General features: G+C 48.8%; 12 protein-coding genes. All 12 read right to left on the bottom strand.

Translation table 11 applies throughout. The features are described 5' to 3' along the window. Nucleotides 1-40 precede the first annotated feature (40 nt). The gene (locus tag EDM56_RS20515) at nt 41-991 is read right to left on the bottom strand and encodes a beta-keto acid cleavage family enzyme (RefSeq protein ID WP_122919785.1); all 951 of its coding nucleotides are present in this window, start codon (nt 989-991) and stop codon (nt 41-43) included. Between the two features lie 53 nt (nt 992-1,044). Further along, a complete protein-coding gene (locus EDM56_RS20510) occupies nt 1,045-2,409 on the bottom strand; it encodes an MFS transporter (protein WP_122919784.1) in 1,365 nt (454 codons plus the stop codon). Between the two features lie 106 nt (nt 2,410-2,515). Beyond that, nucleotides 2,516-4,600 carry a hydantoinase/oxoprolinase family protein gene (locus EDM56_RS20505; protein ID WP_122919783.1) on the bottom strand — a complete coding sequence of 695 codons (2,085 nt, stop codon included), beginning with the start codon at nt 4,598-4,600 and terminating at the stop codon, nt 2,516-2,518. After that, a complete protein-coding gene (locus EDM56_RS20500; protein WP_122919782.1) occupies nt 4,597-6,390 on the bottom strand; it encodes a hydantoinase B/oxoprolinase family protein in 1,794 nt (597 codons plus the stop codon). Before EDM56_RS20500 ends, EDM56_RS20505 begins: the two co-directional genes overlap by 4 nt. 85 nt (nt 6,391-6,475) lie before the next feature. Beyond that, nucleotides 6,476-7,738 carry an alpha/beta hydrolase gene (locus EDM56_RS20495; protein WP_122919781.1) on the bottom strand — a complete coding sequence of 421 codons (1,263 nt, stop codon included), beginning with the start codon at nt 7,736-7,738 and terminating at the stop codon, nt 6,476-6,478. 498 nt (nt 7,739-8,236) lie between these two features. Continuing rightward, entirely contained in the window at nt 8,237-8,686 is a 450-nt protein-coding gene (locus EDM56_RS20490; protein ID WP_122919780.1) for a MarR family winged helix-turn-helix transcriptional regulator, read from the bottom strand. A 291-nt stretch (nt 8,687-8,977) separates the two neighbouring features. Beyond that, nucleotides 8,978-10,168, bottom strand: coding sequence for an ArgE/DapE family deacylase (locus EDM56_RS20485; RefSeq protein ID WP_246009467.1), 1,191 nt, complete (start codon nt 10,166-10,168; stop codon nt 8,978-8,980). Nucleotides 10,169-10,337: 169 nt separating this feature from the next. Then, complete coding sequence (locus EDM56_RS20480) at nt 10,338-11,426, bottom strand: PRK06851 family protein (protein ID WP_122919779.1); 1,089 nt, start codon at nt 11,424-11,426, stop codon at nt 10,338-10,340. Nucleotides 11,427-11,510: 84 nt separating this feature from the next. Then, entirely contained in the window at nt 11,511-12,182 is a 672-nt protein-coding gene (locus tag EDM56_RS20475; RefSeq protein ID WP_122919778.1) for a GNAT family N-acetyltransferase, read from the bottom strand. A gap of 179 nt (nt 12,183-12,361) precedes the next feature. After that, nucleotides 12,362-13,177, bottom strand: coding sequence for a DUF92 domain-containing protein (locus tag EDM56_RS20470; RefSeq protein WP_122919777.1), 816 nt, complete (start codon nt 13,175-13,177; stop codon nt 12,362-12,364). 16 nt (nt 13,178-13,193) lie between these two features. Next, the gene (locus EDM56_RS20465) at nt 13,194-13,478 is read right to left on the bottom strand and encodes a hypothetical protein (RefSeq protein WP_122919776.1); all 285 of its coding nucleotides are present in this window, start codon (nt 13,476-13,478) and stop codon (nt 13,194-13,196) included. Between the two features lie 339 nt (nt 13,479-13,817). Beyond that, nucleotides 13,818-16,259, bottom strand: coding sequence for a leucine--tRNA ligase (leuS, locus tag EDM56_RS20460; RefSeq protein WP_122919775.1), 2,442 nt, complete (start codon nt 16,257-16,259; stop codon nt 13,818-13,820). Between the last annotated feature and the right edge of the window lie 206 nt (nt 16,260-16,465).

The following is a 16,465-nucleotide window of genomic DNA, read 5'->3' as shown; positions in this document are numbered from 1 at the left end:
CTTATCCTTCCGATCAAGTGGTTTATAGCAACTGTGCAAATTAGTAGGAACTCGGAATTGCAGACACGCCTAACATCGCCCTTGCTTGGGCCGGTGTTGCAATGTCACGGTTCAACTCTGTTGCAATCCGCACGATTTTTGCCACTGCTTCCCCATTACTTTTCAGCTTCTGCCCTCGTTTCAGATAGATGTTGTCTTCAAGGCCGACCCGTACATGCCCACCAAGAAGGATCGCAAACGTGGTCATCGCCCATTGATATTTCCCTATGCCAGCTACAGCGAAATGTGCTCCGTCTGGTAATTCGCGTGCTAGATGTATAAGGTTTTCAGGTGTCGGGTAGGTAGAGGTCTGGTAGCCCATCACAAATTGAAACAAATAGGGCTTTTTGATTAATCCTTTTGTGATTAAGTCTTGGGCAACCCAAAATTGTCCGGAATGGTACATTTCCATCTCGGGAATAATGCCCTTCTCCAGCATTTTTTCAGCCAATTGTTCGATGAACCCATACGTAAACGGGACACAAATATCATACTCCTGTGCTGGATGCGAATGCCCATACGACTGGTCTCTTTCCTTAATCACGAAACGCGACATATCCGGCCCCATATTCAGCGAGGCCATTTCTGGCATGGCTTCCAGACAACGAATCCGATCGTCCATCGTGGAAGTTGGACCGCCGCCCGTCGTGTTATTGATGATGATGTCGGGGCATCTTTCACGAATATAGCCATTGATCTGGTGAAGGACCTCCGGATCCATTGTGGTTTCACCCAAGCGTTTTGGATTTCTCCCGTGTACATGAACGACAGATGCCCCTTCTTTGTACGCTTCATAGACGGAATCCGCAATTTCTTCAGGCGATTCCGGAATCCCTGGGTGCGCTTCTTTCCCTTGGACACCTCCATTGCAGCAGCACGTTACAATCAAAGGCTCTTGTGAGGTTACCCGTTCCATCCATTCATATGAATTCGTGTAATTCCATCCGCTCATTGTGATACCTCCTCATCGCCGCAACGGTTGAAGTTGCTAGCCGGATCTTATTTTCAATCTAACCTTTCCGTTCGTGGTATAAAAAATAGCGTAATTGCACCCATTACTGCTGCCAGAGCAAAAATGTAAAAGCTCCATTGTAGCTGAATGTTAAGCGATAGCATGATCCCCCCCAAAACAGGTCCCAATGCTGCCCCGATTCGTCCCAGACCTACGACGGTTCCGACTGCAGTTGCGCGAATCTCGGAACCGAAATAGCTGGTTGCGTACCCGGATAACAAACCGGTAGTCCCAACAGAACCGACTCCCGCCAAACCGATCAAGCAGTAGAGAGTAACCATGCTCGCAGGCTTGAAGCTCAAAAGACAAATGCTGATCGCGGCCAATAAGAATGCAAGTCCGATTACTTTTTTGGCCGTGAACCTGTCCGCAAACGCTCCCCCGACAAGGGAACCAACAACTGCCGTTAGATTGAATACCAATAGAAAAACGAGACTTGATGATAATGGATAACCTGCTTGTTGCATAAGCTTGGGCAACCACGTATTCAAACCATAAATAGTTAAGAACGTTAAGAAAAAGATAATCGAAAAAGCGAGTGTTGCCTGGGCATTCCGCTTTGCGAGAAACAGTTTTTTTACTCCTTCCCAGCGCCCTTTTTCCTTTTGCAGGTTACCTTGGGTTACTTGCTCAATTGATTCCAGTGATAGCTGGTAACGAGTTGCAAGCACCTCGGCTTCCGCTTTTCGGTTTTTCACCAACAAAAAACCAATAGACTCCGGTAAGTACTTCACCAAAAAAGGGATTATCAAAAGAGGCGCGACACCGAGCCAGAACATAAATCGCCACCCGACCTGTTCCAGGAAAAAAACCGCTGCCAACGAGCCAAAAATGGCACCTGTTGCATAGCCTGTGTTCATAATCACATAGTTGAGTTGACGGCGATGAGGGGGAGAATACTCAACCGTTAGTGCAGAGACACTTGGAATTACGCCCCCGATCCCGATCCCGCCTATAAAACGAAAGATGGCAAACAGTTCCGGTGTTGTCGACATCGCGGCTAAACCCATCGTGATCGAAAACAAGGATAGGCAAAAAATCAACACCTTTTTCCGTCCGATCATGTCGGTAATGGCCCCAACGGTTATCGAGCCGATTAGCATGCCGATCAACGCGTAGCTTCCGATCGCTCCGGCAGCAGCAGGAGTCAACGCCCATTCCGACTTCATCAAAGCAGGAAGAACGGCCCCGTAAATCCCTAAATCGTACCCTTCTGAAAAAATCGTGAGCCAACAAAATAAGATGACGAGCGAAGTGATCGTTTTTGTTGATTTTTTTGTGCCAAGGGCGGATTGGCCTTGCGTCTGATCATGTAGTGAGGGTTGTGTTGACAGTGCATTCTCCAATTCCTTGCTCATGGGTAACTCCTCCATTTCATAAACAACCACTTTTCTTTCTCGGGAGAAATCTAGCACAGTGAGCCTAAAAGAGATGAGAGAGAAGCTGCATTATTTGACTGAATATTCAGTCTGCAATAGTTGCTATTTCGATGCGGTAATTGCCGTACCGTGAAACTGTAACGGTACTGCCTGGGACGATGACAAGGTTGGTTGTCGGCTCTTCAATAATTGCCGGCCCTATAATTTTGTTGCCGGCTTTCAGTTTTTCTCCAGCGTAAATCGCTACTTCGGTCATTCCACCGAGTTCTTTGAAGTATGCTGCTCTCGGAGTTTTGATCGCCTCCGGATCCGGTCTCTCTCCTGAATCGCTCTGTTTCTCCAGCTGAATTTCAGGAGTGATCCCTTTTGCAGTCACTTTCCACACGACGAACTCTACTTTCTGCCCGTTTTCTTTCGACCCCAAAGTCTGCTCATGTTTGGTATGGAATTGCTCAACCAGCTCTTGCACATCTTGAGAATCTGCAAATGAATTTCTGTGGATCGGCACGGATATTTCTCTTTCTTGGAAGAGATAGCGAGCTTCAACAGAAAACGTAAGAACCTGCTTCTCCTCCGGGACTCCAACCGTTTGCAAAAATGATCGAGCCTCTTCTTCCAGCTGTTGCAAAACGTCATTTACTCCTTCGTAGTTGAAGCTGTTAGAGGTCGTAATGTAGCTTCGGTTGAATTCGCGGTCTACGTCAGCTACGACACCACCAAAAGCGCTCAACGTCGAAGCTGTTTTCGGTAGAATCACGTCAAGGCACCCTAATTGGGAAACGATCGGAATAATATGCATCCCTACTGCTCCGCCCCCTGCTACGACAACGTATTCCTTCGGATCGACACCTTCCCACACCGTGATGTCGCGCACCGCTTCCGTCATGATATGGTTTGCCGTATTGTAAATGGTATAGGCCGCTTCCAAAACATCCAAGTTGAGAGGTTCTGCTACATGCTTGCGTATGGCTTCTTGCGCCAAACGCTTATCGATTTCCATGGTCCCGCCGAGAAAGTAACTTTCATCGAGATAACCAAGTAGGAGATTGGCATCGGTAACAGTTGCCCGTTCTCCTCCTCTCATGTAGCAAGCAGGTCCTGGAACGGAACCTGCACCTTCCGGCCCAACGCGGATTAACCCACCTTCATCCACCCAAGCGATACTTCCGCCACCCGCTCCAATGGTTTTGACATCCACCTTTGAGATGCTAACCTTTTCGCTTTGAATCATCGTTTCATTCGATATAGTTATGACGCCGTCGGTAATTCGACTGACATCAAAACTTGTCCCGCCCATATCGCATGTAATGACATGTTCCTTATTCAATTCTTTTTTTGCATAAAACTTGCCTGATACCGGTGCCAGCGCAGGGCCGGAATCCACGCTGTAGATCGGCCGTTCGATCATTTCTTGAGGAGACGTTATTCCCCCTGAGCAAGTCAGTAAGGAAAGTTCATTCTTGTATCCGATTTCGCGCAGACGTTTTTCGAAAGTGCTTACATAATTGGTGATGAGTGGTTTCAGTGATGCATCGATCACCGTGCTTACCGTTCTTCTGTATTCACGTATTCGTGGGTTTACCCGATGACTCAAGGTATAAGTTTTGCCTGGCCACTCTTCTTCAATGATTTGTCCGATTCGCAGCTCATGCACAGGATTGACAAACGACCATAGTAACGAAACTGCAATCACGTCCACGTCATTCTCTTTCAGTTTGCGTACGGCGTTTCTAACATCACTCTCTTGGAGCGGGATGTCGATGCCACCCTCTGCATTGATCCGCTCGTGAACCGGAATCGTTAACGAACGCGGTACATACGGTTCGGGGTAATCCAGGTACCATTGAAACGGGTTATCTTTCCCAGCCTCTCTAAACAAAAGAACATCCCGGCATCCTGTTGTGCAAATCAGACCAACCTTTGCTACTTTTCCCTCAATCAACGCATTGGTACTGGTCGTAGTTCCGTGCCCGAAATATTCACAAGATCCCATGAACTCGTCTATGGGTTTCCCATAAAATTCAGCAGCTAATGTAAGTCCATCTATAACCCCATTCACACGATCTTCCGGTGTTGTCAGTGCCTTAAAGATGTTTACGTTTCCCTTTTCGTCGACAACGACGATATCCGTGAAAGTGCCTCCGATATCTGTGCAAATTCGTACGCTCATGAATTCACCCCACCTTTCCGTTCCTTTCGCAACGCTTCCGTTTCCTTGTAATCAATTCGGAACGACTCCTCCGTTTCGAACACGACACCGTATACGTCTTTTGCTTTTTGTCGGGATACCCAGCCTTCTTTTACCCGAAATCTAACCATCTCCGGATCACGCTCATACGGATTACCATATCCGCCACCCGAGCTGATTTCAGAAATGAGTGCTTCTTCAGGACCTAGCTCGATACTATGGAACATCGGTAAATCCACCTTGGATTCCAAACCTTGCGCAACGTGATACATCGCGGCATTCGCAGGTGATCCGTCATGACCACCACGCGCGCCACGAGGTGGATTGTATTTCCCATCACAAACGTAGATGAAGGTCACTTTGTCTTTTCGCGGCTTCATGATGACTTTCGTTGCCGGAGATCCATCCCATTTCCCTGCACCACCGGAGTCTTCAATGATTTCTTGCATCAAATATTGGATCGGATACTTCTGTTCTATCACCTCGATTGAATTCCACTCCATCATCCCACCGTTGCAGGTGCAGTAAGCAATATAGCCGTCATGCCCATTTACGCCCATACCTCCTGTTGATCCTGAAATAAGCTGGGTCACAAATGATCGCCCGTACCGCGAATCATAACCTGAAATCACGGATAAAGAAGGCGGTTGAATGACAGATCCTTCTGCCATTCCTAATTCTTCGCTCACTTCATTAAACGCACACTGAACGGCTAAAATCGCACGATCTGCAATATTCGTCGTTGCCATCGAGGAAGAAAACGGCAAACTTGCTTTCCCCACGACGCCACTGTCGCGCATTTTCACTTTTATTCGGCTAAATGTCCCTTCGCATAGAGGCAAATCAGCTGGGATCACGTTTAGCACCCCTGTACGCCCAGCGGATAGGACCGTTGCCTCGCATAAGTTTAAACCGCACGCGATCGGGTCAGCGTTATCGGTAAAGTCCACCTCGATAACCGCCTCACTCGGATCGATCGTCACTTTTACTTTTACCAGCAAGCCATCTGGCAAAATTCCAGGAATGGGATCATGTTGGGACTCGTTGTACCACGTGCCAGCGGGAAGCTTTTTAATTTCTTCCGCCATTCGTCTGTTCCCATACGCATGCCATTCTCGACAAAACGATTTAATTGTTTCTTTTCCGTATTTTTCGATCAATTTCGTTAATTCTCTCTCGCCAATTCTAGCTGCACCGATCATGGCCAAGTAGTCACCATACCATACGTCAGAGACGCGAATCCGCATGTGTGCCATTCGTATAATGTCAGTGACATCTTCATAGTCTTTTTGCACTTTCACACACGGGAAGCACAATGCACCTTCTTCGTAAATATCTTTTGCAGTCGCGTGATAAGTAGTTGGGATGCTGTTTCCTATATCAGCCTGGTGCCCTCTGATCGTACAAAGAAACATCAATTCGCCTTCATGGAAAACAGGCACGATAATCGTATGGTCCGCCATATGTGTGTTTCCATGATAAGGAGAATTGTTTAGGATCGCATCCCCAGGTGCTAGCGATTCCGGTGGATGAAACTCGAAGATCGCCTTTGCCGTCACGCTCATGTTCGCCACATGGACCGGAAACCCGTTTGGTAAAGCGACGACATCCCCGGTTCCATCGCAAATGGCGGTGGAAAAATCACGCGCACTGCTGATGACACTGGATCGGGCACTTCGCTGCAGCGTGTACGACATTTGTTTCGAAATGCTGTTTATTTTGCTAGACAGAATCGCCAACAAATCAGGCGCAATCGTTATCGTTTCCCCCATTTGTTCACCCACTCCCTTTGGATCAAAACGTGTATTGGTTCGTTGCAGAACGTACATGTATTCGTTCGTTTATACAGCAATCGCCTTATGTTGTCGTGTATGTTTTTTCCGCGATCTCAATCTCGATCGGTTTCGCCCCAAGCCACCATGTGGGTGCAGCCGAACCTTCCGTTACACGCCCATTGCGATGAACAAAAGCACGCTCATCACGATCCGATGCAAACTCACCATTGAGTGCTCGTTCTGCCCATTCCGCACCAAAACGGAAAATTTCTGCGGCTACACCACCAAGAGGATGGAATTCGTTCTCATACACTCTCATTTCCTTTGGCGAGTGGAGTAATTCATACAATGCCAGCGCTTCTTCCAATCGAGTAAGCTCATCGAATTCTCCAATTCCCATAAATATTGGGCATTTGATTTTTCTTGCGATGTCCCACAATTTCATTTTTGAACCGAGCTGGACATCAAATGTTTCTTCATCATGAAAGCCCGACATGTACATGAAGTTAGCCTTAAAGCTCGGTTGGGCACGATTAAATATCGTTTCGAATTCCCCGTACACCCCTTCAAACGTAACCAGTGCCCCAATTCGCGGATCATGTGCAGCAGCCCTCATTCCCCAATATCCACCCATGCTAATCCCAAAAAAGCCAATGCGTGTGGAATCTACCTCGGGCAGTTGAGACAGGAAATCGATATAGCAGCTCGCTGCTCTGTCATAGTTCGTAAGGTCTACTTTTAGGCCATTCGATACCGTCTCCCCCTGACCAGGCCCTTCGATGGACAGTGCCACGATACCGCGGGACGTGTAATATTGTTGTGCAGCAAACAGATAGTCTTCTTTAATCATGTCCATCCCCGGTGCGAGAATGACAGCGGGTGCATTTTGTACGTCTCCTGCAGGCAGATGAAGAATGGCGTAAATTTGCTTTCCTTCAAAATCTAAAACGATCCGCTGCACTCTTTGATTCGACAATCGGGAAATGGATGCAACACAATCGTTGCACTTACCGCGGAAAATGGCCTTTCGAGGATCATCTGCAAAGAAAGAGTATTGCGCTCTTCCCCACATGACCGCTGCTCTTCGATAAAGATCGATAGCTGATGCTTGAAAACCTTTCTTTTCATAGTGCTCTGCTCGCTCTTGCGCTTGTGAAGCGATCGTAGCCCACGCTTTCGGCAACATGGCTCCGCTTTTGACCATCGCAAATACTTTGTCGAAATCAGTGTGGTCATGGCCGAGCTGCTCCATTGTAGGTTTTGCCTCCGGATGCAAAGCATCGAAGCCGCCAAGCGCGAGCGCGATGTCGAGTACCCACTTCTGTCCTTCTGATCGTTGAGTCAAGTAAGTCAGCCCCTCACTTTTAGTTTAGTACTAAATAAATTAGCGCTTAATCAAATAGTAAGCACCTACCGTGGGAATGTCAATAATAAAACTGACAATTCACAAAATAAATTTGTATATACATTTTCTGGTGGACATCGTATCAATTTTAGACTCATGCCATAGGAAATAGCCCCTTTGTTTAAAGGGGCTTACCAGAAACAACTTTGAATTCGTAGAAGAAGGAAATAAACGGTCATACTCGCTTACAACGGTCATGCCTGCAGTCCATCCGAATCATAGTGACAGGATGTCAATAACATCTCATCAAAGAGATATCCCATGCAAACGTGGGAAAAATGGATTGATCAAAGACGGAATCGTCCGGGAGGGCATGAACGTGGTTGTTCTGCTGTAGAACCACATGTGCAGTATGAATCGAGGTTGGGGCCTCTTATTTTTGTATGTAGAGGCACCGATGGGATATCGGAACATTGGGACTGCTCCCGTTGGTATGCGTCATAGCTCATCAAAAACGGTACACAGTCTTGTAATGATATCCGAAGCTTGTTCAATCTGTTCTGTTGTAAAATCAGTCAATGATTCCTGTAACAGTCGATTTAAAATAAGATCCCTTTCCTGATGACGTGCCATTCCCTTAGGGGTAAGCTTAACCGTAACCGTTCGCCGATCCTGACTCGAACGAATTCGTTCAACATATCCGTTCGTTTCGAGACCATTAACCAGTTGCGTGACGCCAGAAGCAGTCGTTTCCGTATGGGTAGCCAAATCCTTTATCGATAATTCCCCTTCGACTGCTAATACTTTTAGTGCTCGTGCATGTGCCAATGAAATCGCACCAGGAATTCGAGTGGCTCGACCTCGAAGTCGACCATCAGCAGAAGTGAGTGAGTAAGTAGCTCGGCTAAGGCGGTTGATCGCATGCAATCGTTGGATTGATTCACTCATATTTGTCCTTTCCTCTCATCGCCCCGCTCTGAGAACTATAAAAGCAGGATAAGTAGTATCGTGTCGTGTATTTCCATCATGACATATTTTCAGGTTAACGATCAATGAATTAATGTGGCCTGCATCCCAATAGTCTTTTTTTGCGTGTGTTCTCATCACATGGTAGCGCGCTATTTCCCCTAAAAGTTACATACTCATGAGCCGAATTTTCCGCTAACGACATGCGCCACAGCTCCCCAACTGTGTCAGCTGAGGCGCATTATCGCTACGTCAATTCCGAAAGCCGCACTGCTACTTCTCTCCCTGACAAAAGCTTCGAATAACTCCGGCCAATATACTTGTCATCTGAACCACGCTATCAAAATCGACGTATTCCACCGCTCCGTGCAAGCCCGCGCCATAGGGTCCGAAAATAACCGTAGGGGTGCCTGCCTCGTGAATCAGCGAGGAATCCGCCCAACCCGAAAAGCCTGCAATCAGCTGCTCTTCCCCGAAATAATTTCGATAGGCGCTTTGCAGCGTCTGTACGATCGGCGCATCGTCGCTGATCTCAAACGGTTCGCGCACAAACGTAATTTCATAGGATGCCTGGAACTGGTCATCGGCTTCTTTTAAGCGACGAAACAACGCATCCAATTCCACTGTCACATCAACGAGCTGTTCACCCGGTATGGTACGTCGTTCTAGCTCGATGCGACAATAATCAGGATAGGTGGAGATTTCGGTACCGCCTGAGATCAACGAGGCATGGATGGACGGAACCCCCAAAATCGGATGCTGCTTCCGCTCCAGATCGCGCGAAAGCGTCTCTAGCTCAGCCAGCAGCTTCCCTGCCTTCACGATAGCATCGATCCCTTCGGCTGGTCGACTTCCGTGCGCCGCCTTGCCATGTACCTCCACGGTAATCCAAACAAAGCCTTTGTGCGCTACTACCGCCGTTAGATCGGAGGGCTCGCACACGATTGCCGCATCGGCGCTGTAGCTTTTGACCAGCGCTTCCGTTCCAATGCTTTTATATTCTTCATCCGCAACAAACGTCAAGATGACATCGCCTGCCGGCTGATAACCCGTTCTCTGAAGTGTGTCGACAGCTAAGATCATCGCAGCGAGACTTCCCTTCATGTCACAGCTGCCCCTACCGTATACCCTACCTTCCCTCACTTCGGCCACGAAGGGAGGGATTTGCATGTTGGATACGCCTACCGTGTCCGTATGCCCATTGAGCAGCAGCGATTTCCCGCCTCCCGTTCCCCGCCAGATACCGATTACATTGACCGCTTTATCTGTCAGCTGCTGGGTATGGACTTCCAGATTCATACCTTGGAGGACACCTTGGATATATTCCGCGATCTCCGACTCCCCAGGTCCATCATGAGACAAATACGGATTCACCGAATTGATTTCAATCAGACTGCGCAAAACGTTCATCAGTTTTTTCTCATCGACGGGAAAACGGGATGTCATTTTTGCAGATTGATCCATGTGAGCCCCTCCATTTTTTCAAGCATGGGCGCTTGTTGCGCCGATCTATCGTTTCAAGTTCATGCATTGCATGAGTCGTATGAATAATCTGACTTGTCCAACCGAAATAACCTTCCCATTTATTGTAATATAAGACAGCGTTGGAGTGCAAAAGAAAAAGCTGATGCGTTTACATCAGCTCATCGATTTTGCGAATCAATTGTTTGGCCAGATTTGCCGTTACTTCCAGATCGGAGGCAGCCTGATACAGGGCAATCAACCGCTCCTGCTGTTCATTTGCTTTTGCCAAAAGCTTGGTTGCCTCGCCCATTTTGCCCGCGTATTTGCTCTTGATTTCCGTGAGCTCACGAGCAAAACGTTCGTCCGTCCCCGGCACAATTGTTCTCGTGTACATGTCGACGATTTCATCGGTTTCTCGATCCGGGAAATATTCATGTGGTGCCGTACTGTCAAAGATCGCGACGCTGCGTTCCGGAATGACTACCATATCCAAGCTGTTCGGGTCGAAGCCACAGTGGAAAACTTCCGCGTCGTAGCCTTTTTGATCAGCTGCAGACACGATTTTTTTCAGCATGGTCGATTTCCCAGATCCGGGTCGGCCTTTGATGAAGTATCTTTTTGTTATCGTTTTGGTCAAATCCTGAATATAATCGACGGCCCCGATGCAAGTCGCAGCTCCGAAATATTGATGGCGGATGCGGGGTGACCGCTGTTGTGTCTCCTCACCGAGCAGCGTTTGAATCATTTCCCGCGTCACCTCAGTTGCCGCATCCATGTTCATGTTGGAAATATACAAATGCTCCCAATCGTCATGGATTTGCAGCGCTTTGGCAAACGTTTGTGTCGCCTGCCTGCGATAATCTGACACGCTTTGGGACAATCGCACGATTTCGTCTTTGTGGACAGCCAAACGGCTCGAATCCCAGACAGACTCAGCATGAATCATATGTTCGATCACACCGGGCGCCACCGGTTCATAGCAATAAGGGGCCGAGTTATCCACCACACCCATTTGGAGTGCGGGAATCAACACTCCGTCATACCGCTCCCGATTAAGCGGGGTGTGAATCCATTCGACGTTCAAACCTCGATCCAATGCCGCTTCCCCGACCATGCGAATGATATCGGACGTACCGGCTACAGGGCCGCCCGTCAAAAGGAAGAGCGGATCAATCCCTTGCAGAATGGAGCCATAGAAATGGCGAAAGCCTTTCGCTGTGTTCCCTCCTGCAAAAAAGTGGCGTTCCTGATTTTCCATTGCAATCTCTCCTTAGGGCAATTCATCCTACGCGGATAGCATATCGTATGCAAACGCGCTCATTAGGTGTTTGCCCACAGGAGTTTACAAGCCTTTCAACGCTACGGTTTCCTTTTGCTTGAGCGACTCGATCATGTCAAGCCATGCTTGTGGCTTGTTCGACAGCACGGTGTAATAGGTCGTCAAAAACGTCACGATGAGTGAGGCAGGCAGTTCTGTCATGGAATCATCCGTTGGCATGAAACCGAGGTCAAGTCCTTCGACAGCTGTTCCGTCGTTCTCCCATGAAGGATGCACATAAGGGAAATCGAGGCGCTTGTAGCCGAGATGGGACAGCACTTCGCGGCGTACAAACGGGTCCATCGCCTTCACTTTACCAAAGGAATGCTCTTCTACCCGATAAGGATCATAAATTTCTGCGAACATGCCCAGGCTTGTCTGGCCGCTCGCTTTCGCCCATTCCAACAGATCTGCCTCTCGATTTTTGGCCAAAAACCGGCCGATGCTCAATCCTGGTTTACCGATGATGGTAAAGTCGGTCATGGCGACATTCATCGTAGGATAATAACGGTATTCGGTCGCACCAACGACCTCACCCTCATGAACCGCTACATAAACGCGAAGCCCTTGGTCCTGAAGAGGCTCCTGCCACAAAGAGAATTCCAACACTTCCTCGGCGGGAAATACCGATTGCATGAATTGGTGCATTTTTGCAAACAACGGGTCTTCAATGCTCGTAATGCGTATGTATTCCATGTAGAAATTCCTCCTATTATGTAAAATCGGCACAAGTCCGCCTAAGGTCCATTATAAACGAATTTTTCAGTATTCGCTTCCATGAAATGGACAAAACGGGCATCCGGACTCTGCATGTTGCTGTCGAAACGCAGTGGTTTTTGCTTCTTTCTGCGCTTTCCCAGGAAAGAATGTTAATTTCACCCATTCATGAGCAGAAAAGCCACGACTCCGCCAACGGCTGAGCTGACCATGTTGACGGCATCGTTGCCAAGCCACTTGAATCCCCTGCTCTGACGGGTAGCCTGTCCACAGTGGAAGGATGCTTCCATCTCTTTTCCACAGACCATGCATCTGTTTTTACGTTGCCAAGCGGCTCCAAGCAGCGAATCAGTCAAGGAACCGAGTGTACCGCTGAGTAATCCCGCTACAACCCATCGCCAGCCGTCTACGACATGCATGATCCACACGTCACCACGAATCCAGGCGAACAGCCAGAAAACCGCACCGATCAATAGTCCGCCTGCTGCAGAGGCAAGCAAACCGATCGCTGTAATGCCGCCTGAAGTCCCTGCTTCCACCCGCTTCCCGCTAAGTATCGAAAATGGTTTTTGACTGCTTAGCCCGCCGATCTCCGTCGCCCACGTGTCTGCCGTTACGGTCGCCATCACGCCAACGAACAGATAGAGCCAGTACGGTTCGGGTGTCCAGGCATACGCGATGCAGAGTAGCGTGGCAAACCCTCCATTCGCCACGACTTGTCCCGCATCACGTCGACCGGATTTCTCATAGGTTGCCTCGAGACGAGCCTTTGCCCGATGTTTCCATCTGGTCAGAAGCGACGATGACACAAAAAAGAAGATCATGGACCCGAACCAGGCCAGACTTCCCACAGCAAACAGGATGGTCCCGACGATTAGTGCCGAAATTGCCCCGGAAACACTAAGCGATTGCTTGCGCCATGCCACCCAAGCGACAAGACCGCTGCATAGAATCCCCACCAGCCAATCTCCCATCCTTCCTTCTCCCCCCTTATTGTGTCTTTGCAATTCGACCCATAATTTCATCAAACCACAGCCGATCATCCGTATCAACGGCGAGATGTGCCAATGCATATAAATCCTCTGTCGTGATCGAGGAATCCGTCAATGGCTGCGCGATGGAAAATGGGACAAAAAAATACTTGTTAATGGAGGGAACGTACACGTTGTAGGAGCTTTTCTCTTCGACGATTCGTTCCACATACGCCACATACTCAAAGCTTTTTCCACGAGCATCCTGATATTTAAAGCTGAGCATATCTCCAATGGAAAGCATAGCATCTCCCCCCTTGCATTCATTTTATGAAGAGGGTCGTGCATGCGTTTCTGTCGAACAAGCGCAAAAGCCTGAGACATTTGCCTCAGGCTTACGTATTTACCTCTAATTGAACAACGCCCTTCTTTTTTGCGACAAGCTCTGGCACGGCGATCCCGACCATGATGACCAGCACACCGACACATTGCAGGCAGGTGACTGTCTCATGGACGAGCAGGCTAGAAAAGGATACAGCCCGGAATACTAAAGCCCGCTGCGAATGCCAGTTTCGCGAAAGGGGGCAAGATGCCGTAGCTGCTTGCCCCAATGAATACACAGAGTAGCCAGCGCATCGGCTATCTACCCAATGACGATATTAACCAGACGATTTGGAACGACGATGAATTTTTTGATCTCATGGCCTTCGATCGCTTCTTTTACGAGTTCCAGCTGGAGTGCTTGTTCTTTTACAGCCGCTTGATCCAAGCCATTTGGAATCACCAGACGGTCTCTAATTTTGCCGTTCACTTGGACGACGATCTCTACTTCATTATCGATCGTGAAAGCTTCCTCGTACTCAGGCCAGTTTTCGTAAGTGAGCGTGTTTTTATTGCCAAGCAAGGACCACAGCTCCTCTGCGATGTGCGGAGCCAGCGGCGCGAGCATCAGGAGGAATTTCTCCATGTATGCTTTCGGCAGAACGGTCTCTTTGTTTGCTTCGTTCAAGAAAACCATCAACTGGCTAATCGCCGTATTAAAGCGCAGGTTTTCCAGGTCGTTCGTCACGGCTTTGATGACTTTATGCAGGACGCGCTTGAAGCTGTCGCTGCCTTCTTTGTTCTGGATTTTTGGATTCAACACACCTTCTTCCGGGAAAAACATGCGCCATACGCGCGTCAGGAAGCGGTGCGAACCTTCTACCCCCGTCTCGCTCCAAGGTTTGGACGATTCGAGCGGCCCCATGAACATTTCATAAATACGCAGCGTATCCGCGCCGAATTCGTTAACGATATCATCCGGGTTCACGACGTTTCCGCGGGATTTACTCATTTTTTCGTTGTTGGAACCGAGGATCATACCTTGATTTACCAGTTTATGGAACGGTTCTTTTGTATCGACTACGCCGATATCGTACAGCACTTTGTGCCAGAAGCGAGCATAGAGCAAGTGGAGCACGGCATGCTCTGCACCGCCGATGTACAAGTCGACTGGCAGCCATTTTTTCTGCAGCTCTTTAGAGCACAGCTCCTTATCGTTCCTCGGATCGATGTAGCGCAGGTAGTACCAGCAGCTTCCCGCCCATTGCGGCATGGTGTTGGTTTCCCGGCGAGCCTTCATCCCTGTTTCCGGGTCAATGGTGTTAACCCACTCTTCCACGTTGGCCAGCGGCGATTCGCCTGTGCCCGATGGAGCGATGGAATCAACATCAGGGAGCAGTAATGGCAGTTGATCCTCCGGAACCGGCTTCATAGTGCCGTCTTCCAAGTGCAGAATTGGAATTGGTTCTCCCCAATAGCGTTGGCGGCTGAACAGCCAGTCGCGCAGGCGGTACGTCACTTTCTTTGTGCCTTTGCCGTTTTCTTCGAGCCAAGCGATCATTTTTTCGATGGCTTCTTTATTTTGCAAGCCGTTGAGGAACTCGGAGTTCACGTGTGCGCCGTCAGATGTGTAAGCCGCATCTTCGACATTGCCGCCCGAGACAACCTCGACGATCGGCAGATCAAACTGCTTCGCGAATTCCCAGTCGCGCGTATCGTGCGCAGGAACTGCCATGATCGCACCGGTACCGTAGCTAACCAATACGTAATCCGCTACCCAGATCGGCAGGCGTGCGCCGTTCACCGGGTTGATCGCATACGCTCCTGTAAAGACGCCCGTTTTGTCCTTCGCCAAATCCGTGCGCTCCAAATCACTCTTCAACGACGCTTTGTTCACATAAGCATCGACAGCTTCTTTTTGCGCTGCGGTCGTGATTTCCGCCACGAACTTGTGTTCAGGTGCGATGACGCAATACGTAGCCCCGAACAGCGTATCCGGACGGGTTGTGAATACGGTCAAAGCGCTGTCGGTTCCTTCAATTGGGAAATCCAACTCTGCCCCGCTCGACTTGCCGATCCAGTTGCGCTGCATTTCTTTGATGCTTTCCGCCCAATCCAGCTCTTCCAAATCCTCGAGCAACCGTTCAGCGTAAGCGGTGATGCGCAGTACCCATTGACGCATCGGTTTGCGGATGACCGGATGGCCGCCGCGTTCGCTTTTGCCATCGATGACTTCTTCGTTTGCCAGTACCGTACCAAGCGCCGGGCACCAGTTTACAGGGACCTCATCAACATAAGCCAGCCCTTTTTTGTACAACTGCAGGAAAATCCATTGTGTCCATTTGTAGTACTCTGGATCCGTTGTCGAAATTTCACGGTCCCAGTCATACGAGAAACCGAGCGACTTGATTTGTCGACGGAAGTTGTCAATATTCTTGAAAGTAATGTCACGCGGGTGTTTTCCGGTATCGAGAGCGTGCTGTTCAGCAGGAAGGCCGAACGCGTCCCAGCCCATCGGATGTAACACCTGGAACCCTTTCATCCGCTTGTATCGAGAAACGATATCCGTTGCCGTATAGCCTTCCGGGTGTCCTACATGCAAGCCCGCTCCCGATGGGTACGGAAACATGTCGAGCGCGTAAAACTTCGGCTTCGATTCGTCATCAACCAACTTGAAAGTCTTGTTTTCTTCCCAATATTTCTGCCATTTCTGTTCAATGGCGCGGTGGTCGTACACTGCTGTTTTGGTTTGTTCTTGACTCATAAAAAAGTACCTCCAACCTGGACTCTAGCGAAAACGAGTAGATAATGATAAAGAACAATCTGCATATACATACAAGATTATTCACTCTGCTGGAACTGGCAAAATCTAAGAAAATAATGCTATCCCCCATTATATCGCAACTATTTTCGTCTATACAATAGTAAGTATGGAACTTTATCCGCTGTTTGAAACCTGTAGTGATTATT

The sequence above is a fragment of the Brevibacillus fluminis genome, from assembly GCF_003710825.1.
GTDB lineage: Bacteria > Bacillota > Bacilli > Brevibacillales > Brevibacillaceae > Brevibacillus_D > Brevibacillus_D fluminis.
This window is presented reverse-complemented; position numbering and strand designations above follow the sequence as displayed.